This window comes from Candidatus Dormiibacter sp. (assembly GCF_050999135.1).
Lineage (GTDB): Bacteria > Chloroflexota > Dormibacteria > Dormibacterales > Dormibacteraceae > Dormiibacter > Dormiibacter spiritus.
This window is the reverse complement of record NZ_JBPCPN010000052.1, coordinates 37,687-56,958: the sequence shown is the minus strand read 5'-3', so window position 1 is coordinate 56,958 and position 19,272 is coordinate 37,687. Positions and strand designations below refer to the sequence as shown.

Annotated in this window: 24 protein-coding genes; 7 read left to right on the top strand and 17 right to left on the bottom strand. The window is 67.3% G+C overall.

Going from position 1 to position 19,272, the window contains the following annotated elements; translation table 11 throughout:
• The 3 genes from ACR2MZ_RS13060 to ACR2MZ_RS13050 form a co-directional block, all read left to right on the top strand.
• On the top strand, window positions 1–206 hold a 206-nt coding region (locus ACR2MZ_RS13060), incomplete at its 5' end, for a hypothetical protein (RefSeq protein WP_434005475.1).
• Between the two features lie 9 nt (window positions 207–215).
• Complete coding sequence (locus tag ACR2MZ_RS13055; protein WP_434005474.1) at window positions 216–1,583, top strand: hypothetical protein; 1,368 nt, start codon at window positions 216–218, stop codon at window positions 1,581–1,583.
• 52 nt (window positions 1,584–1,635) lie between these two features.
• Window positions 1,636–2,211: a M48 metallopeptidase family protein gene (locus ACR2MZ_RS13050; protein WP_434005473.1), complete on the top strand. Its 576-nt coding sequence runs from the start codon at window positions 1,636–1,638 to the stop codon at window positions 2,209–2,211.
• Window positions 2,212–2,267: 56 nt separating this feature from the next.
• Here the strand turns inward: ACR2MZ_RS13050 and ACR2MZ_RS13045 are convergent, their stop codons facing one another.
• Window positions 2,268–2,735, bottom strand: a complete 468-nt coding sequence (locus ACR2MZ_RS13045) for a hypothetical protein (RefSeq protein WP_434005472.1) — start codon at window positions 2,733–2,735, stop codon at window positions 2,268–2,270.
• Window positions 2,736–2,754: 19 nt separating this feature from the next.
• Between ACR2MZ_RS13045 and ACR2MZ_RS13040 the strand changes: the two genes are divergently transcribed.
• Complete coding sequence (locus ACR2MZ_RS13040; protein ID WP_434005471.1) at window positions 2,755–3,132, top strand: hypothetical protein; 378 nt, start codon at window positions 2,755–2,757, stop codon at window positions 3,130–3,132.
• Window positions 3,133–3,387: 255 nt separating this feature from the next.
• Here the strand turns inward: ACR2MZ_RS13040 and ACR2MZ_RS13035 are convergent, their stop codons facing one another.
• Complete coding sequence (locus ACR2MZ_RS13035; RefSeq protein WP_434005470.1) at window positions 3,388–4,425, bottom strand: alcohol dehydrogenase family protein; 1,038 nt, start codon at window positions 4,423–4,425, stop codon at window positions 3,388–3,390.
• A gap of 97 nt (window positions 4,426–4,522) precedes the next feature.
• Here ACR2MZ_RS13035 and ACR2MZ_RS13030 point away from each other — a divergent pair, with 97 nt between their 5' ends.
• Window positions 4,523–5,287: a hypothetical protein gene (locus ACR2MZ_RS13030; protein ID WP_434005469.1), complete on the top strand. Its 765-nt coding sequence runs from the start codon at window positions 4,523–4,525 to the stop codon at window positions 5,285–5,287.
• A 34-nt stretch (window positions 5,288–5,321) separates the two neighbouring features.
• Entirely contained in the window at window positions 5,322–6,104 is a 783-nt protein-coding gene (locus ACR2MZ_RS13025) for an SDR family NAD(P)-dependent oxidoreductase (protein WP_434005468.1), read from the top strand.
• Here ACR2MZ_RS13025 and ACR2MZ_RS13020 read toward each other — a convergent pair.
• Window positions 6,101–7,027 (bottom strand): DUF72 domain-containing protein, encoded by a 927-nt coding sequence (locus tag ACR2MZ_RS13020; protein ID WP_434005467.1) that lies wholly within the window; start codon window positions 7,025–7,027, stop codon window positions 6,101–6,103. The genes ACR2MZ_RS13025 and ACR2MZ_RS13020 overlap by 4 nt on opposite strands.
• Before the next feature lie 130 nt (window positions 7,028–7,157).
• Between ACR2MZ_RS13020 and ACR2MZ_RS13015 the strand changes: the two genes are divergently transcribed.
• Complete coding sequence (locus ACR2MZ_RS13015) at window positions 7,158–7,877, top strand: DUF4870 domain-containing protein (RefSeq protein WP_434005466.1); 720 nt, start codon at window positions 7,158–7,160, stop codon at window positions 7,875–7,877.
• Window positions 7,878–7,884: 7 nt separating this feature from the next.
• On the opposite strand, the gene ACR2MZ_RS13010 is transcribed toward ACR2MZ_RS13015, so the two are convergent.
• The 14 genes from ACR2MZ_RS13010 to ACR2MZ_RS12945 all read right to left on the bottom strand — a co-directional run bounded on the left by ACR2MZ_RS13010 (window position 7,885) and on the right by ACR2MZ_RS12945 (window position 19,227).
• Window positions 7,885–8,250, bottom strand: a complete 366-nt coding sequence (locus ACR2MZ_RS13010) for a hypothetical protein (protein ID WP_434005465.1) — start codon at window positions 8,248–8,250, stop codon at window positions 7,885–7,887.
• Complete coding sequence (locus tag ACR2MZ_RS13005; RefSeq protein ID WP_434005464.1) at window positions 8,216–8,518, bottom strand: hypothetical protein; 303 nt, start codon at window positions 8,516–8,518, stop codon at window positions 8,216–8,218. The genes ACR2MZ_RS13010 and ACR2MZ_RS13005 overlap by 35 nt, the downstream gene beginning before the upstream one ends.
• 223 nt (window positions 8,519–8,741) lie before the next feature.
• Window positions 8,742–9,668 (bottom strand): SPL family radical SAM protein, encoded by a 927-nt coding sequence (locus tag ACR2MZ_RS13000; protein ID WP_434005463.1) that lies wholly within the window; start codon window positions 9,666–9,668, stop codon window positions 8,742–8,744.
• A 76-nt stretch (window positions 9,669–9,744) separates the two neighbouring features.
• Window positions 9,745–10,482, bottom strand: coding sequence for an endonuclease III (gene nth / locus ACR2MZ_RS12995; RefSeq protein ID WP_434005462.1), 738 nt, complete (start codon window positions 10,480–10,482; stop codon window positions 9,745–9,747).
• Window positions 10,483–10,491: 9 nt separating this feature from the next.
• Window positions 10,492–10,947, bottom strand: a complete 456-nt coding sequence (locus ACR2MZ_RS12990) for a GatB/YqeY domain-containing protein (protein WP_434005461.1) — start codon at window positions 10,945–10,947, stop codon at window positions 10,492–10,494.
• On the bottom strand, window positions 10,940–12,427 hold the full coding sequence (locus ACR2MZ_RS12985; RefSeq protein WP_434005460.1) for a gluzincin family metallopeptidase: 1,488 nt from the start codon (window positions 12,425–12,427) through the stop codon (window positions 10,940–10,942). Before ACR2MZ_RS12985 ends, ACR2MZ_RS12990 begins: the two co-directional genes overlap by 8 nt.
• Window positions 12,428–12,487: 60 nt before the next feature.
• Window positions 12,488–12,946: a hypothetical protein gene (locus ACR2MZ_RS12980; RefSeq protein WP_434005459.1), complete on the bottom strand. Its 459-nt coding sequence runs from the start codon at window positions 12,944–12,946 to the stop codon at window positions 12,488–12,490.
• Between the two features lie 173 nt (window positions 12,947–13,119).
• Window positions 13,120–15,450, bottom strand: a complete 2,331-nt coding sequence (gene cofH, locus ACR2MZ_RS12975) for a 5-amino-6-(D-ribitylamino)uracil--L-tyrosine 4-hydroxyphenyl transferase CofH (protein ID WP_434005458.1) — start codon at window positions 15,448–15,450, stop codon at window positions 13,120–13,122.
• Window positions 15,438–16,364 carry a 2-phospho-L-lactate transferase gene (gene cofD / locus ACR2MZ_RS12970; RefSeq protein ID WP_434005457.1) on the bottom strand — a complete coding sequence of 309 codons (927 nt, stop codon included), beginning with the start codon at window positions 16,362–16,364 and terminating at the stop codon, window positions 15,438–15,440. Before cofD ends, cofH begins: the two co-directional genes overlap by 13 nt.
• Window positions 16,361–17,095 (bottom strand): coenzyme F420-0:L-glutamate ligase, encoded by a 735-nt coding sequence (gene cofE, locus ACR2MZ_RS12965; protein WP_434005456.1) that lies wholly within the window; start codon window positions 17,093–17,095, stop codon window positions 16,361–16,363. Before cofE ends, cofD begins: the two co-directional genes overlap by 4 nt.
• Window positions 17,092–17,715 (bottom strand): 2-phospho-L-lactate guanylyltransferase, encoded by a 624-nt coding sequence (gene cofC / locus ACR2MZ_RS12960; RefSeq protein WP_434005455.1) that lies wholly within the window; start codon window positions 17,713–17,715, stop codon window positions 17,092–17,094. Before cofC ends, cofE begins: the two co-directional genes overlap by 4 nt.
• Window positions 17,712–18,719 (bottom strand): glucose-6-phosphate dehydrogenase (coenzyme-F420), encoded by a 1,008-nt coding sequence (fgd, locus tag ACR2MZ_RS12955; protein WP_434005454.1) that lies wholly within the window; start codon window positions 18,717–18,719, stop codon window positions 17,712–17,714. Before fgd ends, cofC begins: the two co-directional genes overlap by 4 nt.
• Window positions 18,716–18,907: a hypothetical protein gene (locus ACR2MZ_RS12950; protein ID WP_434005453.1), complete on the bottom strand. Its 192-nt coding sequence runs from the start codon at window positions 18,905–18,907 to the stop codon at window positions 18,716–18,718. The genes fgd and ACR2MZ_RS12950 overlap by 4 nt, the downstream gene beginning before the upstream one ends.
• Window positions 18,904–19,227, bottom strand: a complete 324-nt coding sequence (locus ACR2MZ_RS12945) for a hypothetical protein (protein WP_434005452.1) — start codon at window positions 19,225–19,227, stop codon at window positions 18,904–18,906. Before ACR2MZ_RS12945 ends, ACR2MZ_RS12950 begins: the two co-directional genes overlap by 4 nt.
• Window positions 19,228–19,272 lie beyond the last annotated feature (45 nt).

Here is a 19,272-nt window from a genome sequence, read left to right as displayed (position 1 = left end):
AGGGGGAGGGCCGTCCTGCACGACGGCGGCAAAAGGGGCTGGAAGCATTCGGTTCAGACGTGCGATTCCGCCACAGGCACAACACCGACTACCTTGTGTTTGAGCCGGCCCAAGCCAGGCGCCGCGCGGGAACGAAGGCGGCTCAGGCGGCGCAGCCGAAGAAGCGCGGGCGCCCGCGGAAGGTGCCTGCCGTGGCCGGCGCCTGAGGCCTAACTTTGCGACTGGACAGGACCGACGTCGGCCAGCTGCCGCTAGCGACAGCTCTGCTGTCGGCCGACCGGACCGTCCTGGCCCGATCACCTGAGTGGTCAGGCGCGACGCCCGGCAGCGTGGTGTATCACGCTGGGCTGAGCAAGTTGATGGTGGCGCCGGCCACTCCCACTCCGCCGGGCCTGGACGCGCTGATGGGGCGATTGCTGGGCGCGCTCGAAGCTGCGCTGCCTGCGCTCGACGGTGAGTCAGCGCGGCGGGTCAGGGTGTTGCAGGCAGGCCTCGAACTCATCTCCGGCCGGCCACTCTCCGAGGCTGACATGGGGACGACGTCGGATGTCCTGGCGCTGGCTGAGTCTGCCATCCGAATGCGCGCGCCCGACTTGGACGTCGAGGTGCAACGGGAGCAGCGACCCCAGGCTGTGCCGGCGCCGGCCACCATCGCGCTCGCGCTCGTCCAGTTCGCCGTCAACGCGAAACAGCACGAGTTCATGGATGCTGCCCAACTGCGCCCCGTGCGCAGCGTGCGGCTGCGAGTGGGATCAGGCCCTGCCTTCTACGTCGAGTGGCCATCAGAGGAGGTGGCCGGAGCTCAGGTGAGCACAGCTCGGCATCAGCGGGCTAGGCTGCGTTGGGGCTGGGGCTATGTCCGACTGGCGGCTGACGCTCTGGGCGGGGTGGCGCTCCCGCCGGGCCTGACGAATCCGGGCTGGGAGGGTGCCGGTTTTTCGATCGGCAGCCGACTGCTGGCTCTGCCGGTGGCGTGCTTTGAAGGTGGCCGGAGGGTGCGCTGCACAGCGAGCTGGGAACAGGAGACTGGCTTTGCTCACACGGCGAGCCAGCGTCTCGTCGAGGAGAGCCTGGCCGGCGCAATTGAGGCAGCCGCCGCCGCGCCGGGCGCCATCGTGTACCGGGATCTCTTCTGCGCCCGGCGCAGCGGCGAGCGAACCTGGGTGGCGCTGCCGCCCGAGACGGGCACCAACCGCATCAAGGACGTGCTGCGCGGTCTAGATCACGAGCGAGTTCTCTGGGCGGCACCGGAACCACATGCGACGCGCGTACAGGCGCTCAGCCTGATCCTCGCCCGGCGGGCAGGCCAGGAGTGGCCGCTCTTCGACGCCGCGAGCTTCGGTCAGGCATTCTCGGGAGCCTGCCAGGCGCTGGGGCTGGAGAAACCCGATCTGAGGGGAGCCACTCTCTATCCAGACGGCCGGGTGGCCGCCTTTCTGCTGGCCGAACTCGGAGGCCGGCTGCGCGTAAGCCAGGGCACGCTGGTCTTCGATGTGCCTCCGGGCGCGGTCGACGACCCTCTGCTTGGTGTGCTCGAACCGGGCGGCCGCCTTACGCCAGAGCTTGATCAGCTCTTCAACTGACCGTCCTTAACAGGCTGACATCGGGTGGTTGCCTGGCTAGCATGAGCGGCGCATGAAGTCCAGTCCTCCCGCCGCGGCGGCCCAGGTGGCTCGGGTGGCGAATGCTGCGGATATTCCCGTGCGGGTGGTTCCGTCCAGACGGAGGCGCCGGACAGTCTCGGCGCGCATGGTGGAGGGCGTGCTGGAGGTCCGGGTGCCGGCCTGGATGCCCTCAGCTGAGCGTCAGCGTTGGGCGGAGCGAATGCGCCTTCGGGTTGAGCGGCAGCGCCGCCGCGCCAAGCCTGGAGACAGGGAGCTGGAGGAGCGGGCTCGAGAGTTCAACCGACGCTATTTCGCCGCCCGGCTGAGCTGGACCTCGATCGCCTTTGCCGAGCAGAATCGGCGCTGGGGCTCGTGCAGCCCCGATTCGGGTCTGATCCGTCTCTCGAGCCGGTTGGCCGAGGCGCCGGGTTGGGTGCGTGATTACGTGCTCGTGCACGAACTGGCGCACCTGCTGGAGGCCAATCACGGCCCCCGTTTCTGGGAGATGGTGAGCGCCTATCCGCTCTATGAGCGAGCCCGCGGCTACCTGATAGCCCTCGATCACGCCGCCGGCGGGAGCGACGAGCCGGCCTCGGAGATCGACTGATCGCCGTTTTGGGCCCTGGAGGTTCCGATCACCTGACCGGTCGGTGGGGTGGCGATTTAGCGGGTTGGGGTGATCGGGATGGCTTCGATCTGGCCCACGTATACCGGGCGCGGCTCGGTGGAGACGACTACGTCGTCCAGGCTGGTGGGGACCGCGTCGTGATGCAGACCGTAGGAGTCCAGGTAGAAGACCTCGGCTGAGATCGCGTAGTGCTCGTGAGCGACCACGTGGTACCTCTGGTCGGGGTGGCGGCTCTCGCTGATCTCGCGGTACTTGTGGGCGGTGAGGGAGTCGTGGACGCCACACTGCGGCGCGGGAGCGGTCTCGCTGTCGTCCCAAGGGTCGTCGAAGTCCCACTGGGTCTTGACGAACTGGATGGTAACGACGAGGGTATAGAAGACGGCTCGCCCGCCGGGGCCGCTGGGCGGACCGCCGTAGGATCCTGACGACAGCGCTGCTTGGCATGTCGAAAAGCACCTCGTCTGACTTGCCCGGCGTCTGAAGGACGATATGAGCCGGTCCATTAGCGCTGTAAACCCAGCCGTGATCGCCAGCAACCAGACCATCGTGTACGGCAATCTGCCGAACAGGGTCAGGAATCGGCACGGCAACAAGACTCGTCAGCCGAAGGTTCATTATCACTTTGACCGTTCCGCCTTCCCGATCCGCGCGATCGAGAAATTGCAGACTGGTTCCAAACTCCTGGTTTTCAAGTCCTGGAGATACCATTACAGGGCTGCGCAGCAGGCTTGCTCCGCGATTGGCAAGAGCCCAGTCATCGAGCGCATCCCAGCGTTCTACTGCCTCCGCTTCGTTTCGCAGCTGCTGCGGCGTCAAGAGGCCGTTCGTCTTGTCTGTAACTTGTACCGTCGGTATGGCCAGATCGGCGGGAGGACAGACGGTGATCTGGCGCTTGGCTAGTTCGGCGCAGCGGTCGATCGCCGGAGTCGGTCTGGGCGTTCGGGAGGGGGTCGGGCTCGGAGCGTTGGCGCTACCCCCGCCGCACGCCACCGCCACACCCACGAGCAGCAACGCCAGGCCCAAACTGGCCCGACGAAGCTGGTTCTGCACCCACCGCTGACCACCCTGACCCGAACCCATAGCCCCCACCGCCGAAGATCTTATCTCAAGCAGACGTACAAGACGCGGACAAATTCTGGGACCTCCGATCAGCCCTCAGGGCGTCAGAACGATCTTGGTAGCCTCCCGCTTGTCGAACAGCCGGTAAGCCTCCGTCGCCTCGTCCAGCTTCATCCGATGGCTGATGATCCGCTCGGGCTGAAGGCGTCCCGCCGCGATCAGCTCCAGCAGTTGAGGCATATAGGCGTGAACATTGGCGCAGCCGGAGCGGAAGGTTAGATCCCGCGTCCAGGCCTCGAGGTAGGGAAAGTCGGCGGTCGTCTTGTTCGGCACGCCCACCGAGGAGACCGTACCGCCGCCGCGGCAGCAGTTGAACGCCGTCTCGATGGCCTGCATATGCCCTACGCACTCGAGGACAGCGTCGGCCCCCGCTCCCTCAGTGGCCGCCTGGATCACCGCCTGGGGGCTGGTCTCCCGGGAGTCGATAGGAGTTGCACCCAGCTCGCCGGCGAGCCGCAGGCGCGGCTCCACCATGTCGACGCAGTAGACGCGAGCCGGGCCGAACAGCTGGGCGCACATGACCGCCATCAGACCAACCGGACCAGCGCCGATAACCGCCACTGTGTCACCTGGAGTTATGAGCCCCCGCTCGGCCGCGAAGTAGCCCGTGCTCAGGATGTCGCCGACGAAGAAAGCCTGCTCGTCCGCCACCCCGGGTGGGATGAGCGCCAGGTTCAGATCGGCGTTGGGCACCACGCAGTATTCAGCCTGTCCCCCGCCGAGATCACCGAACAGCTCGCCGTGACCGAAGATGGCCCGCTCCACGCACTGCGCCCACCAGCCCCGGCGGCACAGGCGGCAGCGACCGCAGGCGGCAAAGAAGGCAGCGACGACGCGGTCACCCGGAGCAATGCGGCCCACCTCAGCGCCCACGGCCTCCACCACCCCCACGAACTCGTGGCCCAAGACGGCCCCCTCATTCACCGGGCTGTGACCGTGGTAGATGTGCAGGTCTGAGCCGCAGATGGCGCTGAGAGTCACCCGCACGAACGCCTGATCGGGCCCGCTCAGCTTAGGCCGCTCGACTTCCCCGACTCGAAAATCGCCTCGTCCGTGCATGAGGACCGCGCGCACGGCAGCGATTGTAGGTGGCCAGGCAGCGGGGTCCACTGGATTTCGGCCCCCACCTGGAGTTATAGTGATAGCGTCCCTATCAAAAAGAGGAGGACCCATGGACAACAACGTATTGCTCGCTGTCATAGGCGCCGTCGTCATCTTGGCCCTCATCGCTGCGGCCATCTTTTTCTTCATCCGCCGTCGAGGCGGGGGCGCACCATTTGAGCGGCGGCAGCTCAGCGCTGACCGCATAGACTCCGCGGAGCCGCGCCTGACCGATATAGAGCGTCAGTTCGTCGACGAGCCCCGCCAGGCCGTTGCGGAGGCGCGACGCCTTCTGGATGACCTGCTCAACGAAATGGGCTACCCCGCCCGGAACAGCGCCGCCGAGCGCGCCAAGGATCTGCGTTACTTCAACCGCACCCACTCTGAGCGATACGGGCAGGGCGGGGCGCTCAAGGAGAACACCAGCACGGAGGAGCTGCGCCGCGTGCTGAAGGACGATCTCCTCACCATCCGAGAGCTGCTGGCGGAAGGTCGGGAACACCTACCCGGCGATGAGCGGAGGCATCTGACCGACGAGCGGCCAGCGCCAGTCCCGCAGCCGACCGAGGGTCGCGAGGTAGTTCCCCAGGCGGAACGTGAGGTTGCGCCTCAGACGGAGCGCCAAGTGGAGACCGAGCGGCAAGTGGAGACCGAGCACCACGATGTCCGCCGGGAGCCCCTGCCGGCGGCGGAGCAGGGCGTCGCCGGGGAGCCGGGCACCCCCCGCGCCGGTGCCGAACGCGAGGTTCGGGACGTTCGCGACGTCCGTGACGTCCGCCAGGTGCCCGAGCCCCAGAGCGAGGAGGATCCCCCCCCGGCCCGACCGCCAGCCTGAGCGCTGGCCGCCCTCGCGCCTACCCTGAGTTCTCATGAAGCTCAGAGGGGCGGCGGTAATGATCACTGGCGCCTCCAGCGGAATCGGCGCGGCCACTGCCCTTCGGTTTGCTGGAGAAGGCGCCCGCCTAGCCCTCTGCGCTCGGCGGTTCGATCGGCTCCAGCAGGTGGCAGAACGTTGCCGGGCAGTCGGTGCCACCGAGGTGGTGCTGCGGAAGGCCGATGTCGGAAGGCCCGGTGACGCCCGGGCCTTCGTCAACATGGCCCTGCAGCACTTCGAGCGCATCGATGTGCTCGTGAACAACGCCGGCCGGGGCTGGCGGGGGCCGCTGCAGCAGATGCCGCAGGAGGAGGTCACCGATCTCGTGAGCAGCAACCTGCTGGGCTGCATCTGGACGATCCAGGCGGCCCTGCCAACCATGCTCGAAACCCGCTCAGGCGTCATCATCAACGTGGCGTCGGTGGTCGGCTTTCGGGCCGCACCGTATTCGGCGGTGTATTCGGCCAGCAAGCACGCGCTGGCCGGTCTCGGTCACGCGCTGCGGGGAGAGCTGAGTGGCAGCGGGGTCAAGGTCTGCACGGTGTACCCAGGGACCACTGACACCGAGTTCTTCGGCGATCACAAACCGGACGGGCCCCTCGTGCAGTCGGCCGACTCGGTTGCCAAGTCGATAGTGCGCAACGCACGGCGTCCCCGGAGGGACGTCATCATGCTGCCCTATCGCGCCGGTCACCTCGCAGAACCGATTCTGGGCGGACTTCTCGACCATGCGATGGGCGAGATGCGGCGCAACCATCACCCTGAGTACCGAGCCTAGAAGTCTTGAGGCGCCTCGCCTCGCGCGTGAGCCTCGGCTATCAGCTCCTCCAGCCGCCTGGCGTTGGCGACTGACCAGTTCGAGTAATTGTTGTTCATGATGGCGTGCACCTCGGCGGCCTGCTCCTCCATCGCCTGCAACTTCGGCACCCACTCGCTGAGCTCGCTGTCCTGGTAGTTGTGCTGAAAGCGCACGCTCGGCGGCGCTCCCTTCAAGTTCCAGTTGCGGTGATTGCGGCCGTGAAAGCGGACGACCGCCAGCTTGTTTGAGGTGCACTCGCTGACAGGCGGCATGCTCGTCTCCAATCCCTGCGGCGTGTCCACGGCGACGTAGGGAATGTCGCGGGCGCGGAGGAAGGAGAGCGTTCCGGCCGCATGCCGATCGTCGAGCCAGGTTCGGTGGCGGAACTCCACGGCGATCTGAAAGCCGTACATCCGCTCGTGGCACTGCTCCAGGTACGCCAGAGACTTGGTGGAGGGGAAGAACCAGGGCGGGAACTGGAAGAAGACTGCGCCCAGCCGGCCTGCCTCGCGCAGTGGCTCCAGGGCATCGCGAAACGAGTCCCACGCCGCGTCCACGACCTCGGCCGGCAGCTGCTCCGCATAGACGCTCCGCCTGGCCGCCAAATCCGCCGGAATGCCCGCTCGGATTTCCGGCGGCATCGCCTTCGGGTTGGTGGGGTGCTGGGTGAAGAGCGAGAAGGACTTGACGTCGATGCGGAAGCTCTGGGGGGTGCGCTCGACCCACAGCTCAGAGTTGCGCTTCGGCAGCATTCCGTAATAGGTGCTGTCCGCCTCCACCAGGGAGAACTGAGAGGCGTAGTACTGCAGCCGCTCCTCACCACTGCTCACTCCGGGCGGATAGAACTTCTTGGAGCCGATCAGCTCCTTGTCGATCCAACCGGCGATTCCGCACCTGATCACAAGCGCCTCAGTGTGTTAGGTTGGGCGTGACGATGGTTCTTGGGCGAATTTGTGTCCCCAGCGGGCACTGGCGCCGGATAATCGAGCCGTCACGTCTGTCGCTGTAAATCTAATTCCCGGAGGTCCTTGAATGCAGAATCCACCCCCAGGTCCGCCGCCAGGCGAAGGGCCGGGCCCCGAGCAGCCACCTGGTGACTTCGGTCAGCAGCCGGGCTATCAGCCACCGCCCGCTCCAGGTGGCGGTTACGAACCCCCGTCCACTCCGGGTGGTGGATTCGGACAGCAGCCCCCGCCACCTACCGGTGGCGGCTACCAACCACCGCCTCCTCCTCCTGCCGGGGGTTATGAACCGCCGACTGGGGGCTACCAGCCAGGCGGCAGCTACCAGCAGCCTCCGGGCAGCTACCAGCAGCCTCCGGGCGGCGGCTACCAGCAGCCGCCCAGTTATCAGCCCGCCAACTATCAGGGACAGCCGGCCAGCAGCGGCATTGACAGCAAGACCGGCTGCATAATCGCTTATGTGCTCCAGTGGCTGACGGGGCTCATCATGTACTTCGTCGGCAAGGACAACCCGAATGTCCGCTATCACGGCGCCCAATCGCTGATCTTCTTCGGCGGCATCACTGTCATCAACATCGGCCTCAGCATCCTGGGCTCGATCGTCAGCGCCGCCACGAATTCCGGAATCGGCGCGATCTTCGGCCTGATCGAACTCCTGCTCGGACTGTTTGGTTTCATCATGTGGATCGTCTGCCTCGTGAAGGCGATCCAGAGCCATGGCGAGCGCTGGCCGATCCCATTGGTCGGCGGTTTTGTCACTCCTTACGCGGAGAGGATGGCCGGCTCGTAAATCTCAGTCAACTACAGGCCCCGCCTGCGGGCGGGGCCTGTCTTTTTTCGGCCCCAGCCGAAGCCAGAACTCTCGGAGCGGAGGTCTCCGCTTCGGCGTCAGCTCGAGTGTTCTCGAGGAGAGCCACGGCCAGCTCCACGCCAGCCCGGAACTCGTCCAGCTCGCGCCGCGCTGCCGCCAGCCTGCTCCGCAGGACCTGGTTTTCCTGCTCCAGGCGTCGCAGGGGCGGCGACGAATGAGCTCGCGTCCGGCGCAGCTCGGCCAGTTCCAGCTTCAGCCGCTCGGAGCTCACCAGCAGCTCGCGCCGCTCGAGCAGCAGCTTCTGAACCAGCGGCGGCTCAGACCCGGACGGCTTCCCTTTTCTCGTTGACATAGCGGCATACCCCGGGCTGGAACTCGCGGAGCCGCAGGTGCTCAACTTCTCCCTTCACGAAGCGCGCCTTGATCCCCAGCGATCCGATGCCTTTGGAGCGCTCATACGGAAAACGGTAGAGGCGCCCGGAATCGACCAACAGGCAGAGCGCCAAACGCTCCCCGTCCGGTTCGATCACCGTCTTGAAACAGGGCACCGTGCGCTTCGCGATCTCGCGCTTGGTGAGACCGTTGACCCGGCCGAAGAGGACGTCACGGGGCGACCGCATACTGCGGCAAGTCTAGTTGCCTGTAACGGTCGGATGTCTAGCAGGCCGGAGGCTCATTGGACCGGCGCTCCAGGCCGACAGTGCCAAGGCGCGGGTGGCAGGGTGAGGAGCGCATGGACATGCGCGACGAACCCTGCCGGGTCCTGCAACGCGGGCATCAGCGCCCGGAGGGCGCCCGTCGGTCTGGGGGGTCGGATGATAGGCATTTGGCCGGTACAGGCAACTAGGCAAGGAGGGCGAGCTGATGCGGTTCGGGGGGCGGCTCCAGGAAGCGCCTGCTCTGCACCCCACCTGCCTCCTGCCGACCTTGGCTAACGAGCTTGCTCACCTCGGCCTGCAGTGCTGTGAGCCGTGCCGCCGGCAGGTAGGCACGCCCGGAGTAGTCGCGCAGATACGCTGGCAGCTGTTCCGGCCAGTGCTCGGCCAGCGTGGCCAGGAAGTGCTCCCGCGTCCCCTCCCGGAGATAGAGCAGACCTGCCCAGACGCCCGCGGCACCGCCCTCTCGCGCAGCCTTGACCACCGCGCCGAGCTGCTCCGGCCGGTCGCTCAGGCCGGGCAGGATCGGTGCCATGGCCACCGACGTTTTGATTCCTGCACTGGCAAGCTTTTCCAGAGCGCGCAGCCGCTGGGCGGGCGGCGCAGTGCCGGGCTCGGTCCGGCGCCACACCTCGTGGTCGAGTGTGGGGATGCTGAAGTGAACGGAGAAGCGCGCTCGCCGAGCCAGAGCGCTCAGCACGTCGACGTCGCGCACGATGAGCGGGCCCCGGGTGATCAGCGACCCGGGGTTCTGGAAGTCCGCGAATGCTTCCAGGCAGGCCCGGGTGAGACGGAAGGTACCCTCAGCTGGCTGGTAGGGATCCGTCGCGGCGCCGATCGCGACAGGCTCTCGGCGCCAGCTCGGCCGCCTGAACTCCTGGCGAAGGACCGTCGCCACATTGGTCTTGATGCGCACAGTGCGGCCGTAACGAGAGTCGGAGGGGCGGTCGGCTCGCTTCTCGAAGGCCCGCACATAGCAGAACGCGCAGCGATGCTCGCAGCCCATGTAGGGATTGAGCGACCACTCGAAGGGCATGCCCCGCACTCGGTTGAGGGCCGATTTGCACGGTTGCTCCAGGTATTCGACCGCGGTCCGGCGCGGCTCGAGTGCCATCACCGCACTATAGAACATCTGTTCGTCGCGGCTCCACGCCCGCGAGTGCCACTCGCGGTTGACTCGCGGGCCGGTCTCAGCCGGCTGGCGGTTGAGTGCCCCTGACCGAAGAGGACGGGCAGTAGTCGTTCAGCGGGCACTCTTCGCACCGCGGACGGCGAGCGTCACAGATCCGGCGGCCGTGCAGGATGAGACGCAGGGAGAGGCCTGACCACTCCTCCGGCGGCACCATCCTGGTGACTATGCGCTCGATCTTCTCCGGATCGCTGGTGCCGGCCAGTCCCAGCCGCTGGGAGAGCCGGATAACGTGGGTGTCGACCGCAAAGCCTGGCAAGTCGAAGGCGACGCCCAGGATCACATTGGCGGTCTTCCGGCCGATACCAGGCAGCGTGACCAGGTCCTCCAACCGTGGCGGCACCTCGCCGTCAAAGCGCGCGACAAGATGCTGGGCGCAGGCGATTATCGAGTGCGTCTTGGCCCGGAAGAACCCGGTGGACTTGACGATGAGCTCCACCTCGGCCGGGTCGGCGCCGGCCAGGTCACGGGCGGTCGGGTAACGACTGAAGAGCTGAGGCGTCGCCGCGTTGACAGCCCGGTCGGTCGTCTGCGCCGAAAGGATGGTGGCGATCGTCAGCTCGAATGGATTCCGGAAGTCGAGCTCGCAGGCGGCCGGATACATCTCGGCCAGGCGCCCAACCGTCAGCTCCGCGCGCTCCCGTGCGCCCAGCGGCGCTCGCAGCGGCGGCCGCCGGCGCTTCTTCCGCGCGGTCGCCGCCGGCCGGCGGGGCGTCGGCCGGGACGGGACAGTCGTCATCCGCGGGAGCTAGGCGAGGAGCCGGCGAGCCGTGGCGGCGATGCGGCCGCTCTCCGTCCGGCCGGCCAGCCGAGCCGTGGCCGCTTTCATGACCGCGCCGAAGTCCTTGACTCCGCTCGGCTTCACCTCTGCGATCACGGCGCGCAGCTCGCTCTCCAGTTCGGCGTCGGAGAGCTGGGTCGGCAGGTAGCGCTGCAAGACCTTCGCCTGGTCGGTTTCGCGCTGCGCGGATTCCTTCCGACCGGCCGCTGAGTACTGCTCCGCCGCCTCCTCCCGTTTCTTCAGCTCCTTGCGCAGGATCTGAATCACCAGCTCATCGCGGAGGCCCTTGGAGCCCGGTTCCTTGGCCGCGCGGCTGACCTCGCTCTTCAGCAGCGAGAGGGCATCGAGCGCCGCCTGCTCCTTCGCTTTGCGCGCGCTCATCATGTCGGCCTCGACGCGCTCAAAAAGGGTCGACTCAGCCAACTCTCATCCCCTCCAATCGCTCGCTGAACATGGCCAGGAGCGCCTCGCCCGACCCGGGACGGCCGCCCAGCTCGGCCACTGTCTCCTCGGCTTCCGGCTCGCAGCCGCGCGACCACTGCTGGCGCAGCCAGGCCCCGGCGGCAGACTCGGCCCACCAGCGCTCGCCGAAGCGCTCTCTGAGACGACGGTCGACGTCGGCCTGAGCCAGCCAGGCTCGCAGGTAATCGGCGGAGTAGAAGGCGTCGTCGCGGTCGTACTGCCACCAGCGCTCGTCATAGAGGAATCCGGTTGACCGGCTGGGGAGCTCGCGATAGATCCTGCGCCCGCGCTCCCTGTCCAGCGGATGGCCACCGAAGAGCTCCAGCTCGTAGGCCAGCTTGGCGGTGTAGCGGGTGAACATCATGAGATGCACGCCTGTCAGATCGGCGGCAATGGTCTGGGCCTGCTCGGCGGGCACGCCCAGTGCCTCTTCGAGCCAGAGCGGGTCGCGGCCGATGCCCTCGATGAGGAACGACCACAGCTCCGGATAGGCAAAAGACCGGCTCAGGTTGGCAAGCGGCCAGCCGATCTCGGGGTCGATCAGACCGAAGTGGAGCGCGTGGCCGGCCTCGTGCAGGAAGGCTGCGTAGTCGTGATTGCCGCCCGCCGGGCGGACCAGCAGGTGCACCTCCCGCCCAGCCTCAGGTACCGAGACGGAAGCGCGGGGATTCTTGCCCGGGCGATCGCTGAGATCGAGGTGGATGGTGGGCGACCGGAACAGCTCCAGGCCGAGCTGAGCGAAGGTGGCCCGCATGGCCGGCTCAAAGCGCTCCTTCGTGTAGACGGCGTCGTGATCGGCCAGCCCGCGAATGTACGGCTGGTGGAACTGGGGTGTGCTGCCGAAGCCGTGCCCGCAGCGCTGCAGGCGGGGCTCGATCCAGCTCCGGTAGAGCGGCGCCGCCGCATCGCGAACGCGCTCCAGCTCACTCTGCAGGGCTCTGTAATCGACCTGCTTCAACTCCGACCAGAAGCGGATGTAGGAATCGTGCCCCTGTTCGCGCAGGACTGTCATCACAGTCCGGTTGATCTCCAGCGTCAGCTCCTCAGCCTTCTCAATCACGCGGCTCAGGGCTTCGCCGATCTCTTCCCTCCGTTTGGGCTCAGGCTCCACCGCTAGGCGGGCGAGGGCGGTGAAGAACTGCACCTGCTCGCCGCCCACCTGGGTTTCGGCCCGGGCATAGAAGCCGAGCAGCCGGTCCTGGGCGGCAGCCGTGCGGCGCTCGATCAAGCCTTGAAGCAGCGCGGCGTGCACTCGCTTCTCCGCCTCGCCGGCTGCCGCATCGACTTCAGCGAGGGCTTCCGGCGAGTAAAGCCAGGCGTAGCGCTCGACTATGGAGGCGGTGTTCTGCTCGGCTTTGAGGCCGGCCCGCACCAGGCGTGATTCGTTGTTCAGCTCGTAGTTGGAATCGCGGAGCCCGCGCACGATCGTCTCGAAGTCCATGCCCCAATCATCGGTTAATTGGGGGTTCGTGGAAGATCGGGAGCAAACGGGGAAACGGCGTCAGGGTTGGGACGACAGACCGCTGTCGGACTGCTTCTGAGCTGACGCGTCGACCAGGTTCTTCAGAGCGCTGCCTCGAACCGCGGCCATCAATAGGGCAATGAAGCCGAGCATCGTGGGAGCGAGAGCCGTCCAAGTATTCAAGGCCATTCCGGTCGCAGAGAGGGTCAACAGCACTGCCGCGCCGCCAAGCTCGATTGCAACGAGGGTCGTGATCAGCCATAGCGGCCACCTACGTCCCGTGGGTACGTACTGGTTTACACCAGTCTCCGGATCATTGGGATAAGCGTAGGCGATGGTCAGGGCACCGAGCCCGATTAGCACCGCCATTACAAGCCCGTCCCGATGGTTATGGGCTAGCCATCGATCGAAGCCCGTCTGCAGCAGGGTGGCGTCGATGGTGCGCTCCAACGCCAGGGCTAGCCCTGGCAACCAAAACACGATCTGCCATCGGTTCATGGGCTTGAGATGCAGCCACTTCTTCGCAGCGGTGCACTGAGTCTTGAGCCGAGTACCCATCTGCTCGAACCGGGACCGACGAATCACAAACCGGCCCCCTTTCGCTGCCCGGCCTCCACATGGGCACCATAGGTCCGCGCAGCGGACCCGTCAAGTACCAGCTGGTTGCCTCCTCAGGCGACCTGGTCGAAGCGCTCCAGGATTCTGTAGGTGGTCGTGCGGCGGGCGGGGAGGCGGCCGATGGAGCGGATCGTCGCCTGCATCTCGGCCGGCGTCACCTCCTGGCCGTGGGACGCGCCCGCCGCGCGCGAGATCGACTCGTTCATCAGCGTGCCGCCCAGGTCGTTGGCGCCTGCCTGCAGGATCTCCCGGCAGCCGTCCAGGCCGCACTTGACCCAGCTCACCTGGATGTTGTCGATGAAGCCGCGCAGCGCCAGCCGGGCCACCGCGTGCATCTTGACCACCTCTTCCCAGGTGGGGCCGCGGCGCGAGCGGCCCTTCAGGTACATGGGCGCCTCCATGTGGACGAAGGGCAGCGGCACGAACTCGGTGAAACCACCGGTCTCCATCTGGATGTCCCGCAGCACCATCAGGTGTCGGGCCCAGTGTTCGGGGCCGTCGCAGGCGCCGAACATGATGGTGCTGGTGGTGCGCAGACCCTGCCGGTGCGCCTCCTTCACCACCTCCGCCCACTGAGCGGTGTTCAGCTTGTCGGGGCAGAGCCAGCGGCGGACGCGGTCATCCAGGATCTCCGCCGCCGTGCCGGGCAGCGTGCCCAGCCCCGCCTCCCGCAGCAGCCGCAGCTGCTCGGCGATCGACCTGTCAGCGGTCTGCGCGCCCTGGAACACCTCCAGCGGCGAGTAGGCGTGCACATGCAGTTCGGGCAGCTCCTGCTTGATCGCCCTGAGCAGATCGACGTAGAAGTCGCCCGTGAAGCTGGGATGGATGCCTCCCTGCATGCAGACCTCGGTGGCGCCGCGCGCCACCGCCTCATGGCAGCGGTCGACCACCTCGCGGACACTTAGCAGCTCAGGCTTGCCGCGCAGGTTCTCGGACATCTTGCCCTTGCTGAAAGCGCAGAACTGGCAGCGAAAGTAGCAGATGTTCGTGTAGTTGATGTTGCGCGTGATGACGTAGGTCACGGTGTCCCCGTTGACCTCACGGCGGACGTCGTCAGCCAGGCGGGCGACCGCATCCACCTCCTCACCCCGGGCGGTGAAAAGCGTCTCGATCTCCCTCTCGCTCAGCACCTCGCCGAGCTCCGCTCGCCGCAGGGCGGCGGCGACCGCCGGCCGCAGCGGCGTCGGAGCGTGAACGGCCGGGGTCGGAATCTGGGCCGCCGGCCACCAGTGAGAGTTGCGCAGGAGCCCCTCGCCATCCGCCGCCCGGAGCAGGTGGCGCATGACGCGCGGATCGAGCCAGCGCTGGGCTCTGTCGAGATCTGCGATGTACTCGGGGTAGGCGCTGAGCCGCGCCACCAGCTGCGAACCGGCCGCTCGGGTCGCCTGCTCCAGAAAGCGCAGCTGGGGCCAGGGCGCCTCCGGGTTGACGTAGTCCATGGTCAGCGGTGAGACGCCGCCCCAGTCGTTGATGCCGGCCCGGGCGAGCAGCGCGTAATCGTCAGGCGCAAGGTTGGGCGGCGCCTGCACATTGACGCGCGGTCCGGCGGCCAGCCTGGTCACAGCCACCGCGCGCAGCAGCTCCTCCATGCCCGGCTCACGCGCCGCCGCCATGAGAGTGCCCGGCTTGGCCCGGAAGTTCTGCACTATGAGCTCCTGCACGTGCTCCGCCTGCGCCTCCTGAGCCAGAGCGGCGATCGTCGCCGCCCGCTCGCGCAGCGTTTCCCCGATGCCGATCAGGAAACCTGTCGTGTAGGGCACGTTCAGCTCGCCCGCCCAGCGGATGTTTTGGAGGCGTGCCGCCGGCTTCTTGTCGGGACTCGCCCAGTGCGCCTGGCCGCGCTCCAGCAGTCGCGGCGAGAGCTGCTCCAGCATCAGGCCCTGACTCGCGCTGACAGCTCGCAGCTCTCTCATCTCCTCCCGGCTCACGACCCCCGGGTTGAGGTGCGGCAGCAGGCCCGTCTCTTCCAGCACGCGGCCGGCTATGTGCGCCAGGTACTGCACAGTCGTCTCAAAGCCGAGCCCGCGCAGCTCTTGGCGGGCGACCGCGTAGCGTCGCTCGGGCTTGTCGCCCAGCGTGAACAGCGCTTCCGAGCAACCGGCTTGGGCGGCGGCCCGAGCCAGACCCAGGATCTCCTCCTCAGTCATGTAGGCCCGCGCGCCCGGCCGGGGCGGCTTGGCGAACGTGCAGTAGCCACAGTTGTCGCGGCAGAGCTGCGTCAGTGGCAGGAAGACCTTGGGCGAATAGGAGATGCGGTGGCCGTGGCCTTCAACCGCCAACCGGTGAGCGGCTTCCAGCAGAGGCTCCAGCGGCTGGGAGGGGCTGAGCAGGAAGGTCAGCACGTCCGCGTCCAGAGCCGCCGCCTGACGCCTCAGCTCGTCCATGCGCCCAAGATCTCCCTCGCCAGTCGCCTGGCGGCCTCCCTGTCTGGCATTAGCGTGTCGGTGATCGCGACCCTGTAGCCGAGCGCAGCTATGTGCGCGGCGCAGTCGCTATCCACCTTATCGAGCACGAATCCGCCCGCCACCCTTGCGTATTCCCGCGCGACCACCTCCGGGGTAGCAGCTCCGCGGGCTTTGATCAACATCTCGGCAGTGGGTCCCTTCAGTGCCCGGCCGCCCACCAGCGGCGAGACCGCCACCGTGCGCTCCCGCTCCAGGTGCGAACCGAGCACCTCCAGTAAGGGGCCGATGCTGATCAGCGGGTTGGAGGGGCCGATGATGACCAGTTGAGCAGCTGCCAGGGCCGCCGCCGCCTCCGGCGAGGGCCGCGCGGCCGCAGCCCCCTCGAAGACGTAACCCAACATCTCCGGGCGGAGCTTCTCGCGCACGAAGTACTCCTGAAAGCCAAGCCGACCTTGCTTCGTCTCGAAGACGGTCCGCACCTCCTCGTCCGACATCGGCAGCACCTGGCTCAAGAGCCCCAGCCGGCGGCCCAGTTCCAGCGACACCTCGCTCGGCCGGCGCCCCGACCGCAGCAGCTCGCTGCGGATCAGGTGGAAGGCGAGGTCCCGGTCGCCCAGCCAGAACCAGTCTGGGGCGCCCAGCAGCTTCATCTGCGAGTGGGTGTTGAACGTCTCCTCGACCACCCCGAAGCCGGCCTCTTCGTTGAAGATGCCGGCCAGCCGGAAGAGCACCGAGTCCAGGTCGGGGGAGATGCGAAGACCCCAGAGATCCACGTCATCGGCGGTGTTGGCGATGACTATCAGGTGCTGATCCGGCAGCTCAGCCTGGAGCCCTACAGCCAGCTTGGCGCCCCCGGTGCCGCCGGCGAGCAGCACAACTCTTGGTCCGCTCATCGGAAGAGGTCGAGCTCGGCCGGGCGGATCAGGTCCCGGCCGGTGTTGTCAGGTGCGTCAGCCCGCCAGCCGCGGACTATCGCGACGGGAATCCTATCGGTCTTGCCCATCACCAGCTCGGCTGCCCCAGCCAGCTCATCCGCCACCGCGATCACAGTCGCCTGGAGCTCATGGCCGAAGTCGTCGGGCTTGCCGCGGTGGTCGATCAGCCCCGGCAGGCCTGCCACCCCCAGCGCGACGTTGGCGATGCCCATGCGCCAAGCCCTGCCGAAGGTGTCGGCGACTATGACGCCCACTCGGACTCCGCTGGCTTGGCAGAGTCGCAGGCACAGCTCAGCCGCGCTGCGGTCCGAGTCTTCGGGCAGGAGCACCACAGTCTCCTCGCCCGGCACGTTCGAGTGGTCGACTCCCGCATTGGCGCAGACGAAGCCGTGCTTCGTTTCCACTATCAGAACGCGCTCGGCCCGCACCACGCGGACACTCTCGTCCAGGATCACCTGGAGCAGGCGCGCGTCGCCGGCAAGCTGGCGGGCGTAATCGAGCGCCTCTGGACCCGGCCGCACCTCGGGCAGATGGCGCAGCCGGCCCTCCGCCTTGGAAACCACCTTCTGGGCGACCACCACCACATCTCGCTCCTGCAAAGAACACCGAGCCAGGATGAGCCCGGCGAGATCGTCGCCGGGCAGCACCTCGGGCAGTCCCTCCACGCCCAGGACCTCGAGCCGCCTCAAGAGCGAGCCCCAATTCCGGGCTCGTCCAGCTGAGCCAGGTCGGCGGGTTCGTCAAGGTCCAGCGCCAGCGCCGGTGACTCGAACAGCGCGAACGCGACGCCACGCCGATCGGCATCAGCCTGGAACTTAGGCAGCGAGTCGTCGCCGAAGTGCAGGTCGATCGCGTCTGGTGGGCAGAGATAGAGGGCGTTGGTGCCGCCCCGGCCGGTCGCCGGCGCGGCCAGCACCGCTGGCTCGCCCAGGGTCCGGGCCCGGGCGAGCAGCTCGGCGATGTCGTCGGGTCGGATCAGGGGCAGGTCGCTGGAGAGCAAAAGCACTGCCCCGGCACCGCGCTGGCGGGCGAAGTCGATGCCGAGCCGGGCGGCCGGATTCTGGCCGGCTGGCCGCGCTTCCAGCAGCACTTCCACCCCGGCAAGACGCGCCAGCTCCGCAGCCTCGAGGCCCCCGCAGACGGCCAGAACGTGACTTGCCGCGCCAGCCGCTGCCAGGGCAAGCTTGGCGTTGCGCCGCGCCAGCTCCCGCCGTTCTCCGCTGGGCAGAGCGGCGCTCAGCCGCTCTTTCGCGGACCCGAAGTCCTTGATCAGAACCACCGCCCAGACGGTTTCGGGCGAGCCGCTCACCCCCAGCGGGCGCGCAGGCGGGGCACCACCTGCTCCGAGTAGAGCTTCAAAAAGCGAGCCTGATCGTCACCTGGAGCGTGGAAGATCAGGTGCGTGAAGCCGAGCTCCAGATAGGGTCGCAGCTGCTCCACGTGCTCGTCAGGATCCGCCGACACCAGCCAGCGCTTCTCCGGATGCTCGACTTTGGCCGCCAGCTTCTCCATCTCGCGAGGATTGTGAACGTTGGCCTTGTCCTCCGCCGGCAGCGCCAGCGCCGCCCAGATCCGGGTGTCGCTCAGCGCCCGCTGCCGGTCACTGTCGAAGGACACCTTCAGCTCGATGGTCTTCTCGATCGCCTCGAAGTCGCGACCCGCCGCGCGGGCACCTTCGGCAACGGCTGGGAGCAGTTTTTCGCTGTAAAGCCCAGCCCCCTTGCCGGATGTGCAGATGAATCCGTCCGCCTGCCGTCCGGCAAAGCGTGCGGCGACCTCGCCCGAAGCGCCAACGTAGATCTTCACCATCTCCTGGGGCCTGTCGTAGACGGTGGCGCCGCGCACTCTGTAGTACTCGCCCTCGAACTCGACGAAGTCCTCACTCCAGAGCTTGCGGATCAGCTTGGTCGCCTCGCTCAGGCGGCGGAAGCGCTCGCGAAACTCAGGCCACTCGATGCCGATGACTGGCACCTCGTTCATCGACTCGCCGGTGCCCACGCCCAGGATCACGCGGCCGGGCGCCAGAACGCCGAGCGTGGCGAAGGCCTGGGCGATGATCGAGGGGTGATAGCGGAACGTTGGAGTGAGCACGCTGGTGCCCATCTCGATCCGCTGCGTGGAGACCGCAAGCGCGCCCAGCCAGGCGAGCGAGAACGGCGCGTGGCCGTTGGTGTGGCGCCAGGGCTGGTAGTGGTCAGAGACCCAGACGCTGTCGTAGCCCAGCTCCTCAGCCAGAACCGCATAGTCCAGCAGCTGACGCGGTCCGAACTGCTCGGCCGAAGCTTTCCAGCCGATCTTGAGCTGATGGCTCATGGCCGGCGAGGGAAGTACCGCTTCCAGCTGAAGGCGATGCCGGCGATCGCCGCGGCGACCACCACCACCAGCAGGGCTGTGAGGCTGCCCGGCCCGAGGCTGGCGGCGCCGAAGGCCACCGAGACCACCAGCAGGAGCAGCGAGGCCACGATCATCACCACCAGCGTGATGGCGCGATGCAGCTTCATTGAGGCAGCCTGGCGACAGCTTCGCTGACGAGCGCTTCCAGCTCGTCGGGAGACCGATCGCGCGTAAAGACCCCGGCCTCGTGCCGCTGCAGTTTGTCACCCTCCCACCAGAGGGCGCTCACCGCGTACTGCTCGGGCTCCGCCTCGTCCCAGGCCACGTCAACGGAGGATTCGCCGCGGGAGAGCCGCCAGACCGGGTCGTCCCGAAAGTACTCCTGCAGCCGGAGGCCGTGCTGCTGCGCCGACCGGCGGATAGCGGGAGCGACTATCTCGAACGCCTGCTCCAGCTGGCCCTGCTTGTCCCAGGAAGTACCCGCCATGCACTTCTTAGCTTAGGGGGGAGGCCCTCAGGTGCCCAAAGCAGC